11 protein-coding genes and 1 pseudogene are annotated in these 17539 nt (G+C 68.0%); 5 read left to right on the top strand and 7 right to left on the bottom strand.

Features of this window, described 5'->3' with window-relative positions; genetic code table 11:
- Positions 1 to 26: 26 nt before the first annotated feature.
- Together OVA13_RS13395 and OVA13_RS13390 are read right to left on the bottom strand one after the other, a co-directional pair.
- Complete coding sequence (locus OVA13_RS13395; RefSeq protein ID WP_267790962.1) at positions 27 to 1661, bottom strand: TldD/PmbA family protein; 1635 nt, start codon at positions 1659 to 1661, stop codon at positions 27 to 29.
- A 184-nt stretch (positions 1662 to 1845) separates the two neighbouring features.
- Positions 1846 to 3474: a TldD/PmbA family protein gene (locus tag OVA13_RS13390; protein ID WP_267790961.1), complete on the bottom strand. Its 1629-nt coding sequence runs from the start codon at positions 3472 to 3474 to the stop codon at positions 1846 to 1848.
- 124 nt (positions 3475 to 3598) lie between these two features.
- On the opposite strand from OVA13_RS13390, the gene OVA13_RS13385 reads away from it, so the two are divergent.
- Together OVA13_RS13385 and OVA13_RS13380 are read left to right on the top strand one after the other, a co-directional pair.
- Positions 3599 to 4426: an NYN domain-containing protein gene (locus tag OVA13_RS13385; protein WP_267790960.1), complete on the top strand. Its 828-nt coding sequence runs from the start codon at positions 3599 to 3601 to the stop codon at positions 4424 to 4426.
- Between the two features lie 72 nt (positions 4427 to 4498).
- On the top strand, positions 4499 to 5101 hold the full coding sequence (locus tag OVA13_RS13380) for a DUF938 domain-containing protein (RefSeq protein ID WP_267790959.1): 603 nt from the start codon (positions 4499 to 4501) through the stop codon (positions 5099 to 5101).
- Positions 5102 to 5351: 250 nt separating this feature from the next.
- Here the strand turns inward: OVA13_RS13380 and OVA13_RS13375 are convergent, their stop codons facing one another.
- A complete protein-coding gene (locus OVA13_RS13375) occupies positions 5352 to 9062 on the bottom strand; it encodes an indolepyruvate ferredoxin oxidoreductase family protein (protein WP_267790958.1) in 3711 nt (1236 codons plus the stop codon).
- Between the two features lie 158 nt (positions 9063 to 9220).
- On the opposite strand from OVA13_RS13375, the gene OVA13_RS13370 reads away from it, so the two are divergent.
- From OVA13_RS13370 to OVA13_RS13360, 3 genes and pseudogenes are all read left to right on the top strand, one after another.
- Positions 9221 to 9853 (top strand): tetratricopeptide repeat protein, encoded by a 633-nt coding sequence (locus tag OVA13_RS13370; protein WP_267790957.1) that lies wholly within the window; start codon positions 9221 to 9223, stop codon positions 9851 to 9853.
- Positions 9854 to 9905: 52 nt separating this feature from the next.
- Positions 9906 to 11692, top strand: a pseudogene (ggt, locus tag OVA13_RS13365) (gamma-glutamyltransferase).
- A gap of 69 nt (positions 11693 to 11761) precedes the next feature.
- Positions 11762 to 11992, top strand: coding sequence for a DUF1653 domain-containing protein (locus OVA13_RS13360; protein ID WP_267790956.1), 231 nt, complete (start codon positions 11762 to 11764; stop codon positions 11990 to 11992).
- A gap of 641 nt (positions 11993 to 12633) precedes the next feature.
- Here the strand turns inward: OVA13_RS13360 and OVA13_RS13355 are convergent.
- The 4 genes from OVA13_RS13355 to zwf form a co-directional block, all read right to left on the bottom strand.
- Positions 12634 to 14358 (bottom strand): ExeM/NucH family extracellular endonuclease, encoded by a 1725-nt coding sequence (locus tag OVA13_RS13355; protein WP_267790955.1) that lies wholly within the window; start codon positions 14356 to 14358, stop codon positions 12634 to 12636.
- 110 nt (positions 14359 to 14468) lie between these two features.
- The gene (locus OVA13_RS13350) at positions 14469 to 14987 is read right to left on the bottom strand and encodes a c-type cytochrome (RefSeq protein WP_267790954.1); all 519 of its coding nucleotides are present in this window, start codon (positions 14985 to 14987) and stop codon (positions 14469 to 14471) included.
- 184 nt (positions 14988 to 15171) lie between these two features.
- Complete coding sequence (pgl, locus tag OVA13_RS13345; protein WP_267790953.1) at positions 15172 to 15885, bottom strand: 6-phosphogluconolactonase; 714 nt, start codon at positions 15883 to 15885, stop codon at positions 15172 to 15174.
- Positions 15886 to 15969: 84 nt separating this feature from the next.
- Positions 15970 to 17484, bottom strand: coding sequence for a glucose-6-phosphate dehydrogenase (gene zwf / locus OVA13_RS13340; protein ID WP_267790952.1), 1515 nt, complete (start codon positions 17482 to 17484; stop codon positions 15970 to 15972).
- Positions 17485 to 17539 lie beyond the last annotated feature (55 nt).

Below are 17539 nucleotides of genomic sequence, written 5' to 3'. Positions count from 1 at the left end.
GTTCTGGTGATCTCCTTAAGCGCCGGTCAGCCGAGCGAGCGGGCGGTGTTGATGACATTCATGCCGTTGAAGCGCGCGGTCGAGGAACCGTGCGAGACCGCCGACACCTGGCCGGGCTGGCCCTTGCCGTCGAAGAACGAACCACCCAGGCGGTAGTCGCTCTCGTCGCAGATGGCCACGCAGCCGGCCCAGAATTCCGGCGTGCGGATCTGGTAGGCCACGTCCTCGATCTGGCGGGTGATCTCGCCCTTCTTGATCTCGTAGAACAGCTGGCCGCCGAACTGCGCGTTGTAGCGCTGCTGGTCGATGGAGAACGAGCCGTCGCCGATGATGTAGATGCCGTCCTCGACGTCCTTGATCATGTCGGCCACGCTCAGCTTGGCCTTGCCGGGCGCCAGCGACACGTTGGCCATGCGCTGGAACTGCACGCTGCTCCAGGAATCGGCGTAGCAGCAGCCGTCGGATTCGGTCTTGCCCAGGATGTGGGCCTGGTCGCGGATGGTCTGGTAGTCGACCAGCTTGCCTTCCTTCACCAAGTCCCAGCGCTTGGTCTTCACGCCCTCGTCGTCGTAGCCGACGGCACCCAGGCTGCCGGGCTGCACCTTGTCGGCGAACAGATTGACGATGTCGCTGCCGTACTGGAAGCGCTGCTCGCGCTTGTCCAGCGTGGCGAAACTGGTGCCGGCGTAGTTGGCCTCGTAGCCCAGCACGCGATCCAGTTCCAGCGGATGGCCGACGTTCTCATGGATGGTCAGCCAGGTGTGCGAGGGGTCCAGCACCAGGTCGTACTTGCCCGGCTTCACCGACGGCGCGGTCAGCTTGGCGCGCGCCTGCTTGGCCGAGGCGATGGCGTCTTCCTTCATGTCGTAGGACAGGCCGTAATTCACCACGCCGTTGGGGGTGGTGTACTTCTGCCCGGCATCGCCGTCCAGGTATTCGTAGCCCATGCCCATCGGCGAGGACAGGCCATCGCGGGTGCGGAACTTGCCGCTGGCCTTGTCGATGGCGGTGACCGTCATCGGCACCCAGATGCGGTGCACGTCCTGGTCGATGTAGGAACCGTCGGTGCTGGCGAAGTACTTCTGCTCGTTGACCAGGAACATCATCGAGTTGACGAAGTCGGCGCCGGCATTGACCGCCGCGGCATTGACGCCCAGCAGCAGGTCCACCTTGTCCTTCAGCGGCACTTCCATCGCGTTCTTCCGGATCGGCGTCTTCCACGACACCTCGCCCACGCCCTTGGCCGCGGCCAGCTGCACCGGGCTGGTCTGCACCTTGCTGTTGGCCTTGGCGATGGCGGTGGCCTGGCGCGCGGCGGCGGCGATGCCGTCGGCGGTGAGCGTGTTGGTCGCGGCGAAGCCCCAGGCACCGTTGGCGATGACGCGCACGCCGGCACCGGTGGACTCGGTGTTCACCACGTTCTGCACCTTGTCCTCGCGGGTGATCACGAACTGCCGCAGGTAGCGGCCGATGCGCACGTCGCAGTAGGTCGCGCCCGCGCCGGTGGCTGCCGCCAGCGCGGCGTCGGCCAGGCGCTTCTTGAACGCCACGTCCAGGGTGGACTGCAACTGTTCGGCGGCAATGGCCTTGCCAAGGAAGGACGGCACCATCAGGCCGCCCACGCTGAGACCCGTCAGGGTCAGGAAGTCACGTCGTTGCAAGGCTGTTCTCCACCAGTGGGACCCGTGCAAGGCACGGGAGGGGAATTGCGACGGAAGCACGGCGCCTGCATGGGACCCCGCAGGAGCAGCCCCGATTCTTGCGCCGCCGTGGAGAGGGCGTCAAATGACTTTCGGCATAGATGGCGGGCGGATGCACGTACCGTGACCGCCATCGGCGCCGGGTTCACCCGAGGGATCGTGCCGTGTTGATGATGTTGATGCCGTTGAAGCGGGTGGTGGACGAGCCGTGCGAGACGGCCGACACCTGGCTGGGCTGGCCCTTGCCGTCGAAGAACGAACCGCCCAGGCGGTAGTCGCGCTCGTCGCAGATGGCCGTGCAGGCGTTCCAGAACTCCGGCGTGCGGATCTGGTACGCGGCGTCTTCGATCTGCCGCGTCACCTGGCCGTTCCTGATCTCGAAGTACAGCTGCCCGCCGAACTGGGCGTTGTAGCGCTGCTGGTCGATGGAATACGAGCCGCGGCCGTGGATGTAGATGCCGTTCTCCACGTCCTTGACCATCTCGGCCACCGTCAGCGGCGCCTTGCCCGGTGCCAGCGACACGTTGGCCATGCGCTGGAACTGCACGCTGCTCCACGAATCGGCATAGCTGCAGCCATGCGAGGCGCTCTCGCCCAGGATGTGCACTTCGTCGCGGGTGGCCTGGTAATTGACCAGCACGCCGTCCTTGACCAGGTCCCAGCGCCGGGTCTTCACACCCTCGTCGTCGTAACCCACCGCGCCCAGGCTGCGGGCCTCGACCTTGTCGGCGGTGAAGTTGACGATCGGGCTGCCCCACTGGAAGCGCTGCTCGCGCTTGTCCAGCGTGGCGAAACTGGTGCCGGCGTAATTGGCCTCGTAGCCCAGCACGCGATCCAGTTCCAGCGGATGGCCGACGTTTTCGTGGATGGTCAGGAACAGGTTGGACGGGTCCACCACCAGGTCGTACTTGCCGGGCTTCACCGACGGGGCGGTCAGCTTGGCGCGCGCCTGCCTGGCGGCCGCGACGATGTCCTCGCGCAGGTCGTATGACGCGCCGTAGGCCACCACGCCCCCCGGCAGCGCGAACTTGTCCTGCGGGTTGGCGTCCAGGTACTCGTAGCCCATGCCCATCGGTGCGGACAGCCCGTCGCGCGTCTTGAACCGGCCGCTGGCCTGGTCGACCACGGTGACGGTGAAAGGCACCCAGATGCGGTGCACGTCCTGGTCGATGTACGACCCGTCGGTGCTGGCGAAGTACTTCTGCTCGTTGATGACGAACATGCGCGAGGCCGCGAAGCTGGCGCCCGCGGCCAGCGCGGTGGCGTTCGCGCCCAGCAGCAGGTCCACCTTCTCCTTCACCGGCACCGCCATCGCGTTCTTCACGATCGGCGTCTTCCACGCCACCTCGCCCACGCCCTTGAGCGGCGCCAGCTGCACCGGCTTGCCCTGGATGCGGGCATTCGCGCGGGCGATGGCCACGGCCTGCCGCGCCGCGGCGGCGACGCCGTCGGGGGTCTGCTCGTTGGTCGCGGCGAATCCCCAGGCGCCCTGCGCGATCACACGCACGCCGATGCCGGAGGATTCGGTGTTCACCACGTTCTGCACCTTGTCCTCGCGGGTGATCAGCGATTGCCGCAGGTAACGGCCGATGCGCACGTCGCAATAGGTGGCGCCAGCGGCCGTGGCGGCGGCCAGCGCCGCATCGGCCAGTCGCTTCTTCTGCGCCACGTTGCCCGGTTCCAGCAGCGCTTCGGCGGCGATCACGCGCGTGCCGGGAAGCGCCAGCCCTGCCAGGGTCAGGCCGCCGAGGGTGAGGAAGTCGCGTCGTTGCATGCCCGGATCCGGTGGAATAAGCCGCCTGACTGTCGTCGGCGCGCGCGGCAGCGTCAAGTGACCGCGGTCATGTCCCGGCCACGTGGTGCACAATGCGCCTCATCCCGCACAGGAATCGGCCCGCATGAAATCCCGCCCGGCCGTCAGGCCCGAGAACGACGACGAACAGCTGCGGCTCGCCGTGCTGATCGACGCCGACAACGCCCAGCCCGCCGTGATCGAAGGCCTGCTGGCGGAAGTGGCCAAGTACGGCGTGGCCAGCGTGAAGCGCATCTACGGCGACTTCACCAGCACGCGCATGACGCAGTGGAAGCAGGCGCTGCTGAAGCATTCGATCAACCCGGTGCAGCAGTTCGCCTATACCAGCGGCAAGAACGCCACCGACAGTTCGCTGATCATCGACGCGATGGACCTGATGTACACGCGGCGCTTCGACGGCGTGTGCCTGGTCTCCAGCGACAGCGACTTCACCCGCCTGGCCCAGCGCCTGCGCGAGGAAGGGCTGACCGTCTACGGCTTCGGCGAGCGCAAGACGCCGGACGCCTTCGTGCAGGCCTGCGACAAGTTCATCTACGTGGAAGTGCTGCGCAGCGAAGTGCCCGCGCCGCCGCCACCGCCGGCCAAGCCGGCGAAAAAATCCGCGAAGCCGGTGGCGAAGAAGCCCGCCGCCCAGGCCGAACCCACCGCCGCGCCAGCGCCGGACCAGGCCCGGCACGAATCCCTGCCGCTGCGGCTGATCCGCCAGGCCATCGAGGAAGCCAGCGACGACCAGGGCTGGGCCTTCCTCGGCAGCGTCGGCAGCTACCTCAGCAAGGTGCGTCCTGATTTCGACACCCGCCTGTATGGCCACAAGAAGCTCAGCGACCTGATGAAGGCGCATCCGCGGCACTTCACCGTCGAGGAGCGCGCGGGCGAAGGCGGCGCGAAACGCTTCTACGTGCGTTCGGCGTAGCGTGCGCCATGCGCACGTCGACGCGTCGTCGGAAGGATCAAGGGGTCGCGTGCCTGGCACGCGCGACGTTCCATGAGCGGTAAGCCGTTCGCGCCTTCCTGCGCGCGCAACCAGGGGCCGATCCTGGAGGTGTTGCAGCGCCACCTCGACGACACGCGGCGTGTCCTCGAGGTCGGCAGCGGTACCGGCCAGCACGCCGTACATTTCGCCGCGGCGATGCCGTGGCTGTCATGGCAATGCAGCGACCGGGCCGACAACCTGCCCGGCATCACGATGTGGCTGGACGAAGCGGGACTGCCGAACACACCGCCCGTGATCGGACTCGACGTGGACGGACCTTGGCCCGAGGCCAGGTTCGATGCGGTCTTCACCGCCAACAGCCTGCACATCATGGGCTGGCCGCAGGTGCAGGCGTTCTTCGCAGGGGTCGCCGCGGTGCTGGACGACAACGGCTTGCTGGTGGTCTATGGCCCGTTCAACTACGGCGGCGACTTCACCAGCGACAGCAACCGTGCGTTCGAGCAGTGGCTGAAGGACCGCGATCCCGCGTCCGGCATCCGCGACTTCGAAGCCGTCGATGCGCTGGCGCGCAGCATCGGCCTGTCCTTGGTCGAAGACAACGCCATGCCGGCCAACAATCGCTGCCTGGTCTGGTACAAACGGAAAACCCTGTAGGAGCGACGTGAGTCGCGACCGTGGACCGGAAGCGTTCGTTCGATACAAATGAGCGTGACTACAGCGGATCGCAAGCGAAGGTTTCAGGCACGGCATCGGCCGCCATCCGCCTCGGATCCGTGTCGAAAGGTCTCTTCAATCCGCGTTCGCGACTCACGTCGCTCCCACAGGACTCGCGGAGGTAACGGAGTTCGTGCGCACGGCGCACGCGACGCAAACAAAAACCCCCGCCGGAGCGGGGGTCTTCGTCTTAGGCCGCCTGCACGATGTGCAGCGCCCTCGGGTTGCGCCAGGTCGCCAGCAGTTCCGCCTCGCGTGCCTTCGCCGCGTGCAGGTGCTTTTCCTTGACGTGGCCATAGCCGCGGATGTGCTCGGGGATGCTGGCGATCTCCACCGCCAGGCCCAGCTTGCCGCCATCCAGCGCGGCCAGCAGTTCAGCGACGGTCTTTTCGTAGTCGGCGATCAGCTGGCGCTCGCTCTTGCGCTCGTCGGTGTAACCGAACACGTCGAACGTGCCGCCGCGCAGGAAGCGCAGCTTCGCCAGCAGGCCGAAGGCCTTGAACATCCACGGGCCGTATTCCTTCTTGATCAGGCGACCCTGCGCGTCCTTCTTGGCCAGCAGCGGCGGCGCCAGGTGGAAACGCACCTGGTAGTCGCCATCGAACTGCTGCTGCAGCCGGCGCTGGAAATCACCGCTGGTGTACAGGCGCGCGACTTCGTACTCGTCCTTGTAGGCCATCAGCTTGAAGAAATAGCGGGCCACGGCCTCGGTCAGCGCGGTGGAACCCGGCGCCTTCACGTTCTCGGCCGCACGTACCTTCGCGACGAGGTCGGTGTAGCGCCGGGCGTAGGCGCTGTCCTGGTAGTCGGTGAGGAAGGCCGAGCGGCGCGTGATCAGCTCGTCCAGCGAGCGCGACAGGCGCAGGTCGTCCAGCGGCAGGAAGGCCACGTTGTCGCCGTTGCCCGCACTGCCTTCCGGCAGGCCGCGCAGTTCGTTCTCGTTGTCCGGCGTGCGCAGCGCGGCGTTGGAACCCCACTCGGTGCTTTCCCACTCGCCCGGCGGCAGGATCTGCAGCGTGCCCGGCGTGCGCTCGCTCTCGGTCTGCGTGTTGTGGATCAGGCCGGCGGCTTCCTGCACCGCCTGCGGGTTCACCACGGCCAGCCGGCCCCACGCGAAGGCCGTCTTGTTCATCTCGATGGCGGCGCCATTGAGCTCGACGGCGCGCATGATGGCGTCGAACGAGATCGGCACCAGGCCCTGCTGCCAGGCGTAGCCCAGCATGAAAAGGTTGCTGCCGATCGCGTCGCCGATCAGTGCGGTTGCGATCTGCGTGGCATCGACCAGCATCGGCTCGCGGCCACCCAGCGCGACCTTCACGCCGGCGACGATGTCGGTGGCCGGGAACTGCATGTCCGGATGCGTGGTGAACGTGCCCGGCATCGCCTCATAGGTGTTCAGCACCACCTGCGAGCGCTCGCCGCGTACCTTCGACAGCACCCAGTAGTCGTTGACCACCACCATGTCGCAGCCCAGCACCAGGTCGGCTTCGCCCGCGGCGATGCGCACGGCGTGGATGTCTTCCGGCGTGCGCGCGATGCGGATGTGCGTGGTCACCGCGCCGCCCTTCTGCGCCAGGCCGGTCTGGTCGAGCACGCTGGCACCCTTGCCTTCCAGGTGGCCGGCCATGCCGAGCAACGCGCCGATGGTCACCACGCCGGTGCCACCGACGCCGGTGATGAGGATGTTCCAGGGCTGCGCCAGGTCGGACTTCACCACCGGGGCAGGCAGCGAGGCCAGCAGGTCGGCCGCATTGGCTTTCTTGCCCTTGCGCGGCGTGCCGCCATGCACGGTGACGAAGCTGGGGCAGAAGCCGTCGACGCAGCGGAAGTCCTTGTTGCAGTTGGACTGGTCGATCTCGCGCTTGCGGCCGAACTCGGTTTCCTTCGGCAGCACCGACACGCAGAAGCTCTTCACGCCGCAGTCGCCGCAGCCTTCGCAGACCAGCGTGTTGACCATCGTGCGCTTGGCCGGGTCCGGCAGCTTGCCGCGCTTGCGGCGGCGACGCTTCTCGGTGGCGCAGACCTGGTCGTAGATCAGGATGGACACGCCCTTGACCGTGCGCAGCTGCTTCTGCACCTCGTCCAGGCGGCCGCGGTCGAAGAACTCCACGCCGGTCGGGAAGAGTTCGCGCTTGCTCCACTTGCCGATCTCGTCGCTGACCACGACGATCGTGTCCACGCCCTCGGCGCGCATCATGTGCGCGATCTGCGGCACCGACAGCGTGCCGTCCACCGGCTGGCCGCCGGTCATCGCCACGGCGTCGTTGTAGAGGATCTTGTAGGTGATGTTCACCCCGGTGGCCACCGACTGGCGCACCGCCAGCGAGCCGGAGTGGAAGAACGTGCCGTCGCCCAGGTTCTGGAAGACGTGCTCGGTCTCGGTGAACGGCGCCTGCCCGGACCACGTCACGCCTTCGCCGCCCATGTGCGTGAAGGTGTCGGTGTCGCGGTCCATCCACGTCACCATGTAGTGGCAGCCGATGCCGCCGAGCGCACGCGAGCCTTCCGGCACCACCGTCGAGGTGTTGTGCGGGCAGCCGCTGCAGTAATGCGGCACGCGCGGGAAGTTGGCGCGTGGCAGCGCCATTTCGGCCTCCTTGTCCTCCATCCAGCGCAGGCGCTGTTCGATCGATTCGGTCGTGAAGAAGCGCTGGATGCGGCGGCCGATCACGCCGGCGATGGTGGCCGGGGTCAGTTCGCCGGTGCTCGGCAGGATCCACTCGCCGGCCTCGTCGTACTTGCCGACGATGGACGGGCGCGTGCCCGCATTGGCCGGCCAGTTGTAGAAGTACTCCTTCATCTGCCGCTCGATGAAGGCACGCTTCTCCTCCACCACCACGATGTCTTCCAGCCCCCTGGCGAAGTTGGCGATGCCCACCGGCTCCAGCGGCCAGGTCATGCCGACCTTGTAGACGCGGATGCCGATGTCGGCGCAGGCCTGTTCGTCCAGGCCCAGGTATTCCAGCGCCTGCAGCACGTCCAGGTAGCTCTTGCCGGTGGTGACGATGCCCAGCCGCGCACGCGGCGAATCCAGCACGATGCGGTCGACGTTGTTGGCGCGGGCGAACGCCTGCGCGGCGGCGACCGCGTACTTGTGCAGGCGCATCTCCTGGTCCAGCGGCGGGTTGGGCCAACGGATGTTCAGCCCGCCCATCGGCATGTCGAAGTCTTCCGGCAGCACGATGGTGCGCGCGAACGGATCCACCTGCACCGACGCCGACGATTCCACCGTCTCGGCGATCGTCTTGAAGCCGATCCAGCGGCCGGTGTAGCGGCTCATCGCCCAGCCCACCAGGCCCAGGTCCAGGATGTCCTGCACGCCCGCCGGGTTCAGCACCGGCATCATCGCGCTGACGAATTCGTCCTCCGACCCGTGCGGCAACGTGGAGCTGCGGCAGTTGTGGTCGTCCGCCGCCAGCGCCAGCACGCCGCCATGCTGGCTTGTGCCCGCCGCGTTGCCATGCTTGAACACGTCGCCGCAGCGGTCCACGCCCGGCCCCTTGCCGTACCACATCGAGTACACGCCATCGACCTTGGCACCGGGGAACAGGTTGGTCTGCTGCGTGCCCCACACCATCGTGGCGCCGAGGTCTTCGTTGAGGCCCGGGGTGAACTTCACCGCCGCGGCTTCCAGATGCTTGCGCGCGCGCCACAGCTCCAGGTCGAAGCCGCCCAGCGGGCTGCCGCGGTAACCACTGATGAAGCCGGCGGTGTTCAGACCCGCCGCCTGGTCGCGCAGGCGCTGCATCAGCGGCAGCCGCACCAGCGCTTGCACGCCGCTCAGGTAGATGCGGCCATCGGTGCGCGTGTACTTGTGTTCGAGGGTGTAGTCGTTGTCCAGCACCCCGATCTGCGGCGTATTGGCGGACGAGGGGGAGGTGAGTTCTGCTGTGCTGGTCATGGCGGGCCCGTGGAACGGCTGGCGAGGCCCGAAAACCCCCGGGCGCGAAGGCGCGCATTGTAACAGCGCCGTTTTATGTGACGGCCATCACTTCGCCGTTGTGCATTGCAGCGGTTAGGATGGGGCGAGGGGTGTCATCAGTGTTGCAGGGGATTGTCGTGAACAAGGGGTTTATCGCGTCGCTGGCCATCGTGCTGGCGTCGGTCGCATTTTCCGTGCAGGCGCAGAGCCTGCCCAAACCGAAAGAGTTCTACTTCGACGAGGACCGTTCCGCGGCACCCATCGTCGTGGTCAGTGGCGTGGAAGGCGAAGCGCTGGTGGACCAGCTGGTCAAAGCGCGCGAGCGTGGCCGCCGGATCGTCGAAGCCACCGCCCAGCTTGCGCATGTGGCCATCAACGACGGCCGCGTCGACCTGGGCAAGCAGCTGTACCAGCAGGCGCTGGCCAGCACGCAGAACGGCGGCACGGTGTGGCGGTCCATCAGCTGGAACTACGGCTGGGACCTGTACCGCCTGGGCGAATACGGCCCGGCCGTGCAGCAGTGGGCGCCGCTGGTGACCACCGTCGGCGGGCCGTCCTGGGTGCCGCCCACGCTGGCACTGGGGCTGTGGTCGGAAGGCCGCAAGGCCGAGGCCGTGGAGTGGTACGGCGCCGCCGTGCGCACCGAGCCCACCCAGTGGACCGACCCGGCCAACTTCGCCCGCATGCTGCCCGCCTGGAGCGAGGCCGAGCGCGCCAAGCTGGCCGAAGTGCACGCCGCCTGGCTGGCCAACCCGCCGCGCTGGCCGTAACGCGTAACATCGACGGGTGAAGGCGCGCACCGCGCGCCAGCCCGTCGTGACCATGCGCGCAACCCTCAAGCTCCGCCTGGCGGCCAGTCTGGCCGTTGCCCTGTCCCTGCCTTCGCTGGCTGCCGACCGCATCGCCGGCCGTGATTTCGCCACGCGCTCGGAAGTCATCGCACCGCACGCGATGGCCGCCACCTCGCATCCCCTCGCCACGCAGATCGCGCTGGACGTGATGAAGCAGGGCGGCACCGCGATGGATGCCGCCATCGCGGCCAATGCCGCACTCGGCCTGATGGAACCCACCGGCAACGGCATCGGCGGCGACCTGTTCGCCATCGTCTGGGACCCGAAGACCAAGAAGCTGCACGGCTACAACGGTTCCGGCCGCTCGCCGAAATCGCTGACGCTCGACTACTTCAAGCAGCAGGGCATCACCGACATCCCGCCGCACGGCCCGCTGCCGGTGATGCCCTGCTGCTTGAAGTAGTCGAGCAGCAGGGCATCACCGACATCCCGCCGCACGGCCCGCTGCCGGTCAGCGTGCCCGGCACCGTGGATGCCTGGTTCGCGCTGCATGGCCGCTTCGGCAAGCTGCCGATGCAGGACGTGCTGGCGCCCACCATCCGCTACGCGCGCGAAGGCCACCCGGTCCACCAGACCATCGCCTACTACTGGGAGCGCTCGGTCCCGCGGCTGTCGAAATTCCCCGGCTTCAAGGAGCAGTTCACCGTCGGCGGCCGCGCGCCGCGCACCGGCGAACTCTGGAAGAACCCGTCCCTCGCCAACACGCTGCAGCAGATCGCCGAGGGTGGCCGTGATGCGTTCTACAAGGGCGACATCGCGCGCACCATCGACAGCTACTTCAAGGCCAACGGCGGCTTCCTGAGCTACGACGACATGGCCTCGCACGCGGGCGAGTGGGTGCAGCCGGTCAGCACCAACTACCGTGGCTACGACGTGTGGGAGCTGCCGCCCAACGGCCAGGGCATCGCCGCGCTGCAGATGCTCAACGTGCTGGAAGGCTACGACTTCAGCAGGATTCGCTTCGGCAGCGCCGAGCACGTGCACCTGTTCGTCGAAGCCAAGAAGCTGGCCTTCGCCGACCGCGCGCGCTGGTACGCCGATCCCGCCTTCCAGGCCGCACCGGTCGCGCGACTGATCTCCAAGCCCTACGCGCGCGATCGCGCCAAGCTCATCTCGCCCGACAAGGTGCTGCGCGAAGTGCAGCCCGGCACGCCGAAGGAACTGGACGAAGGCGACACCATCTACATGACCGTCGCCGACAAGGACGGCATGATGGTTTCGCTGATCCAGTCCAACTACCGCGGCATGGGCAGCGGCATGACGCCGCCGGGCCTGGGCTTCATCCTGCAGGACCGCGGCGAGATGTTCGTGCTGAAGGAAGGCCACCCCAACAGCTACGCGCCCGGCAAGCGCCCGTTCCACACCATCATCCCCGCCTTCATCACCAAGGACGGCAAGCCGCACATCAGCTTCGGCCTGATGGGCGGCGCCATGCAGCCGCAGGGCCACGTGCAGATCGTGATGAACCTGGTCGACTTCGGCATGAACCTGCAGGAAGCCGGCGACGCGCCACGCATCCAGCACGACGGTTCCACCGAACCCACCGGCCAGGCCACCGCCATGTCCGACGGCGGCGTGGTGCAGCTGGAGTCCGGCTTCCCCTACGAAACCATCCGCGCGCTGATGGACAAAGGCCACCACGTCGAATGGGCCCTCGGCCCCTACGGCGGCTACCAGGCCATCAAGCGCGACCCGGAGACCGGCGTGTACTACGGCGCCAGCGAAAGCCGCAAGGATGGGCAGGCGGCGGGGTATTGAGGCTCCACTGGGGGACCATGTTCGACACGGTGGGCCAAGGCCCACCCTACTCATTCACAAGGGACACGCATGGCCACACTCCCCGCCCTCCCCGAACTGACGCCCGGCCTTTACCGCCACTACAAGGGCAACGACTACGACGTGGTCGCGGTGGCGCGGCACAGCGAGACGCTGGAGCCGGTGGTGGTGTACCGCGCGCTGTATGGTGAAGGCGGCTTGTGGGTGCGGCCGTACGCGATGTTCTGCGGGGACGTGATGGTGGACGGGCAGGCGGTGCGGCGGTTTGCGCCGGTGGGGTGAGGTGCAGGGAAGGCGTACGGATGCGAAGCGCGGAATGCGTCGAAGGTGGCCCACACGTCCCGTGAACCGGACCATCAGGACCCGTAGGCTGCGCTCCCCCAGCCCACCTTCGCGAACGATCCGTGGCCGTCATGACGGTGGACCCGGGCGCATCCGTTGCTGACGGAGTCCGTGTAGCCCGGGTAAGCGCAGCGCACCCGGGGAAGGGCTGCCCGGCAGAGGGGATCTCCGTTGTCCCGCGGGCGACGTGCACCGGGGGAGTCTTATTGTTCCATGACGAAGAAATTCTCCTCGTCGTCGCAGCTCCGAACACTGCGCGCGAGGCTTTTTTCTCCGTCGTCGCACCTTGGAACAGCGTCAACGCGGTTGAAAGCCTCGTCGGCTCACAGATAAGCCTCGTCATCGCACAGTAAAACCTCGACGACGCACCTCGAAGGTGCGACATCTCACTTCAAAGCCTCGTCATCTCACCTCAAGGCCTCGTCATCTCAGCTGAAAGCCTCGGCGAGGGACAAGAAAGCCTCGTCGACGCAGATAAAAGCCTCGTCATCTCACTTGAGAGCTCCGCCAGCGCGCCTCACTACCTCGACGGCACCCATCGAAAGGTGCCTGACGCGCCGCGACGTCGCGTTGGGCCTGCGTCAGAGATCGAAGCCCAGCAGCAGCGGGTCGTGGTCGGAGCTGCGGTAGGGCACGGCGGGGTCGCCGTCGGCGTAGCCCTGCGCATCCTGTTCGTCGGCGTTGATGTGCCACTCCGCGGCGCCGCGCAGCTGCTTCGCCAGTGACGGGGTGAGCAGGGCGTGGTCGAGGCGGCCACTGAGGCCGCTGTACACGTAGCTGTAGGGCTGTGCGATGCCGGCCTGCTTGAACGCATCCACCCACCCCGCGTCGTCGCGCAACCAGCGCATCGGGTCTTCCATCGCGTAGGCATTGAAGTCGCCGAGCATGACCACGCGGTCGCTGCGGGTGCGGGTGGGGTCGGTCTTCAGCCACGCGTCCAAGCGCTGGGACGACGCCACGCGCAGCGCGTTCCAGCAGCCGGCGCCGTCCTTCTGGTCGGCGTCGGCGCCGCTGCTTTCCGAACAGCCCTTCGACTTGAAGTGGTTGGCGACCACGACGAAGGGCGCACTCTTGCCGCGCACGAACGCCTGCGCCAGCGGGCTGCGGCTGCGTTCGCCGAATGGGCCTTCCTGCAGCGTGGCGGGTGTGCCGGTGGGCTTCACCTTGTCGCTGCGGTAGATGATGCCCACGCGGATGGTGTCCGGCCCCGGGCCCTGCTTGGCGTCGATGAAGCGCCACGTGCCGCCGCCGGCGTTCAGTGCCGCGACCAGCTGCGCCAGGCTGGAATCGGCGCCGTAGCCGTCGTTCTCCAGTTCCATCAGCGCGGCGATGTCGGGGTTCAGGCCGCGGATGGTGCCGACCAGCTTCTGCATCTGCGCCTGGTACTGCGCGGCCGTCTTGGCGCCGCGTTCGGTGGGGAAGCCGCCGCCCTGGCCATCGCCGTTGAACAGGTTTTCCAGGTTGAACGCGGCCACGCGCACGTTGCCTGCGACCTGCGGTGCCGCCGGGCGTTCCGGCGCGGCGATGGTCGGCGCGGCGGTCAGCTGCAGGCGCCAGCCGCCGTGCCGCGCATCGACGATGCCCTGCACGCCGGTCACCGCGGTGCCGGTGCGCAGGGGCTGGCCGTCCTTCACGTACCAGACGCCGGCGGGGTCGCGCTGGGCGCTGCCGTCGTCCAGCACCAGCGTGCGGCGCGCGTTGTCCGCGACGATGCGCTTGGCGTCCGCACTGCCGGGCGCGGCGATTTCGGTGGGCTGCCACAGGCGGCCGCCGAAGCTGGTGGTGAGTTCGCCGAAACGGCCCAGCGCATCGGTGCCGCTCAGCGTGAGCGGGGCATCGATGCGGACGAGCATGCCTTCGTAGGGTTCCCAGTCGTCCGGCTGCGCGGTCAGCACGACGGGCGCGATGCCACCCTTGCCGCGTGCCTGCACCCCCGGTGCATGCAGCGCGGTGAGCGTGTCGTTGCCGCCCGCCTTGCGTTCGCCCACCACGCCGCGCACGCGGACGCGGTCGCCTGCGTTGACGGTGGGCGCGGGTGTGCCTTCTTCGAGCGCGACGAACAGCGCGTCGGAGGTCGTCGCATTGCCGTCACCGGCGTCCTGCAGGAAGAACCCGCGCAGGCCCTCGACGAACGCGCCGGTGACCACGCCTTCCACGGTGACGGTCTGGCCCTCCAGCGGGCTGCGCGTGCCGTCGCCCTGCACCTGGCCGATGGGCGTGACGCGTTCCTTCGGCGTGGCCGCGCAGGCGGGCAAAGCCAAGGTGGCGAGCAGGGCGAGCGACAGCAGCGAGCGGGAAGGCGTCATCGTGGGTGGACCGGGAAAGCGAGGTGGCAAGGGTAAACGCAATGCATGACGGGAAGGCGGAAACAGAAACGCCGCCCGGAGGCGGCGTTTTCTGCGGAAGGCGTGTGGCCTTACTTCACGTTGGCCAGCATCCAGTCGACCGTGACCTGGACCTGCTCGTCGGTCAGGGCCGGGTTGCCGCCCTTGGCCGGCATGATGCCGCCGTCCGGGCCGGTGAAGCCTTCGATGGCGTGCTTGTACAGCGTGTCCTTGCCCTTGCCGGCGCGTGCGCCCATGCCGGCGGCCGTCAGCATGGGGGCCTTGCCCACGCCGTTGGTGTGGCAGGCGCCGCACAGGTTCTGGTAGATCACGCTGCCGTCGGTGGTGCCGCCATAGGCGACCTGCGAAGCGGCGGCGGCCTTGGCGGCGGCGGCGGCCGCGGCCTGCGCGGCGGCACCGGTCTCGCCGGCATACACGGCGCCGGCGGGCGCGATGCGGGCTTCGGTGAGCTGCACGGTCTTGGGGTTCACTTCCGGCGGCAGGGTGCCGTGCAGGAAGTACGCGCCGACGATCAGGCCAGCGGTGACCAGGGCCAAGAAGCCGATCACCATCGAGAAATGCTTGAGGAATTCGAGGTCGTAGTTACGCACTTTCCACCTTTGGCAGCATGGCCCGGGGCCATGCATGGCTACGAATGACGGGAGCCCCGGGACTGCGGTACCGGCCGTCCGGGCAAGACCCGGACGCCTGGGCGCCGCGGACAAGGCGGCATTATAAGCGGTGAGGCACGGTTTGCCTCAAGCAAACACGCGGCATGCACGGCCGGAGCGGGCTTCAATAGGCCAGATAGACCTGCAACGGCGACGCCAGTGCCTGCAGCACGGCGCGCATCGGATAACCCGAGCCGCCGCCCTGGCCGGACAGTGCCTGCTGCAGCACCTGGCGCTTCTCGCCGCCTTCGATATGCAGATAGAGGCGGCCGGCATCGCGCAGGACGGGCAGGGTGAGGGTGATGCGGGGTTCGCCGGCACCGGGCGCGCGCATCGGCAGCACCACGGCGTCGCCTGCCGGATCGAGGGCCTCGGCCAGGCGGTCGCCGCCCGGGAAGAACGAGGCGGTATGGCCATCGCTACCCATGCCCAGCACGGCGACATCCAGCGGCAGCGGCAGGTCGGCGGCCACGGCCTGCAGCACCTCATCCGGGGTGGCGGCGGGACGGAACAGGGGGACGAAACGGGCCTGCGCGGCGGCGCCCTGCAGCAGGTATTCCTTCAGCAGGCGGGCGTTGGAGCGCTCGTGGTCGTCGGCGACCCAGCGCTCGTCGACCAGGGTGACGGTGACCTGCGACCAGTCCAGTGCCTGCTGCGACAGGGCCTGCAGGAAGCGGCGCGGGGTGGTGCCGCCGGACAGGGCGAGGCTGGCGTTGCCGCGCAGGGCGAGGGCGGCGCGCAGGTCGTCGGCCACGGCCTGCGCCAGCGCCTGGGCCACGGCGTCGCCGTCGGCGAAGGGATGCAGCTGGATCTGCAGGGAAAGATCGGTAGGGGGCATGGTGGCGCTCGGGAGGTGGGAGGTTCCCGTGGGAAGACGGACCGGGGTCCGGGCGGGCAGCCCTGCCGTGGCAGGGCCGGGGCGTCAGACGGTGTCTTCGTGCCAGGTGCGGCCGTCGCGTTCGACCAGGGCCACGGCGGCGCTGGGGCCCCACGAGCCGGCGGTGTAGGGCTTGGGGGCTTCGCGCAGGTTTTCCCACGCCGCCAGGATCGGGTCGACCCACTTCCAGGCGGCTTCCACTTCGTCGCGGCGCATGAAGAGCGTCTGGTTGCCGCGCACCACGTCCATCAGCAGGCGTTCGTAGGCTTCCGGCTGGTGCACGCCGAAGGCCTCGGCGAAGCTCATGTCCAGCGGCACGTGCTGCAGGCGCAGGCCACCGGGGCCCGGGTCCTTGATCATCAGCCACAGCTTGACGCCTTCGTCCGGCTGCAGGCGCAGCACCAGCTTGTTGCCCATCACCGGGCCGGCGCTGTCGTCGAAGATGGAATGCGGCACCTGCTTGAAGGCGATGACGATCTCGGACACGCGCTCGGACAGCCGCTTGCCGGTGCGCAGGTAGAACGGCACGCCGGCCCAGCGCCAGTTGTCCACTTCGGCCTTGATGGCCACGAAGGTCTCGGTGCGCGAATCATCGCGGCCCAGTTCGTCCAGGTAGCCGGGCACGGCCGCGCCATTGCTGGCGCCGGCGCGGTACTGGCCCCGCACGGTCAGCTGGCCGGCGTCTTCGGCGGTGATCGGGCGCAGCGAGCGCAGGACCTTCAGTTTCTCGTCGCGCACGGCGTCGGCCTGCAGCGCGGCCGGGGGTTCCATGGCCACCATGCACAGCAGCTGCAGCAGGTGGTTCTGCACCATGTCGCGCAGCGCGCCGGAGGTGTCGTAGTAGCCGGCGCGCTTCTCCAGGCCGACGGTCTCGGCCACGGTGATCTGCACGTGGTCGATGCGGCTGGCGTTCCACAACGGTTCGAACAGGATGTTGGCGAAGCGCAGCGCCAGCAGGTTCTGGACGGTTTCCTTGCCCAGGTAATGGTCGATGCGGAAGATCTGGCTTTCGGCGAACGCACTGCCGACGGCGTCGTTGATGACCGCGGCACTGGCCAAGTCGCGGCCGATCGGCTTCTCGATGACCACGCGGGCGTTGCCGGTGTTCAGGCCGTGCGCGCGCAGGCGGTCGCAGATGTTCACGAACAGCGTGGGGCTGGTGGACAGGTAGAACACGCGGATGCGGTCGCCGGAGGTCTGCAGGCGGGCGGTGAAGTCGTCCCAGCCTTCGTCTCGGGTGGCGTCCAGGGCCAGGTAGCCCAGCTTTTCGAGGAACGCCGGCAGCTTGGCTTTCAGTGCTTCGTCGTGGCCGCAGGCGCGGGCCAGCGCGTTGCCGACCTTGGCCCGGTATTCGTCATCGCCCTGCTTGTCGCGGGCCACGCCCAGGATGCGGCTGTCTTCCGGGATCTGGCCGTCGGCGTAGCGGCGCAGCAGGCCCGGCAGCAGCTTGCGCAGCGCCAGGTCGCCGGTCCCGCCAAAGATGACGAGATCGAAAGTGTCGACGGGCAGGGTCTTCGCGGTCACGGGCGTCTCGGCACACGGGTAATGAGTGATAACCATACCACCGGGGTACCACGACGTGCCAACAGGTCCGGGCCTGTAACGGAATTGTTGC

This window comes from Pseudoxanthomonas sp. SL93 (assembly GCF_026625825.1).
In the GTDB taxonomy this organism is placed as follows: domain Bacteria; phylum Pseudomonadota; class Gammaproteobacteria; order Xanthomonadales; family Xanthomonadaceae; genus Pseudoxanthomonas_A.
The sequence above is the reverse complement of the archived record's forward strand: the minus strand, read 5'-3'. Positions and strand labels throughout refer to the sequence as shown.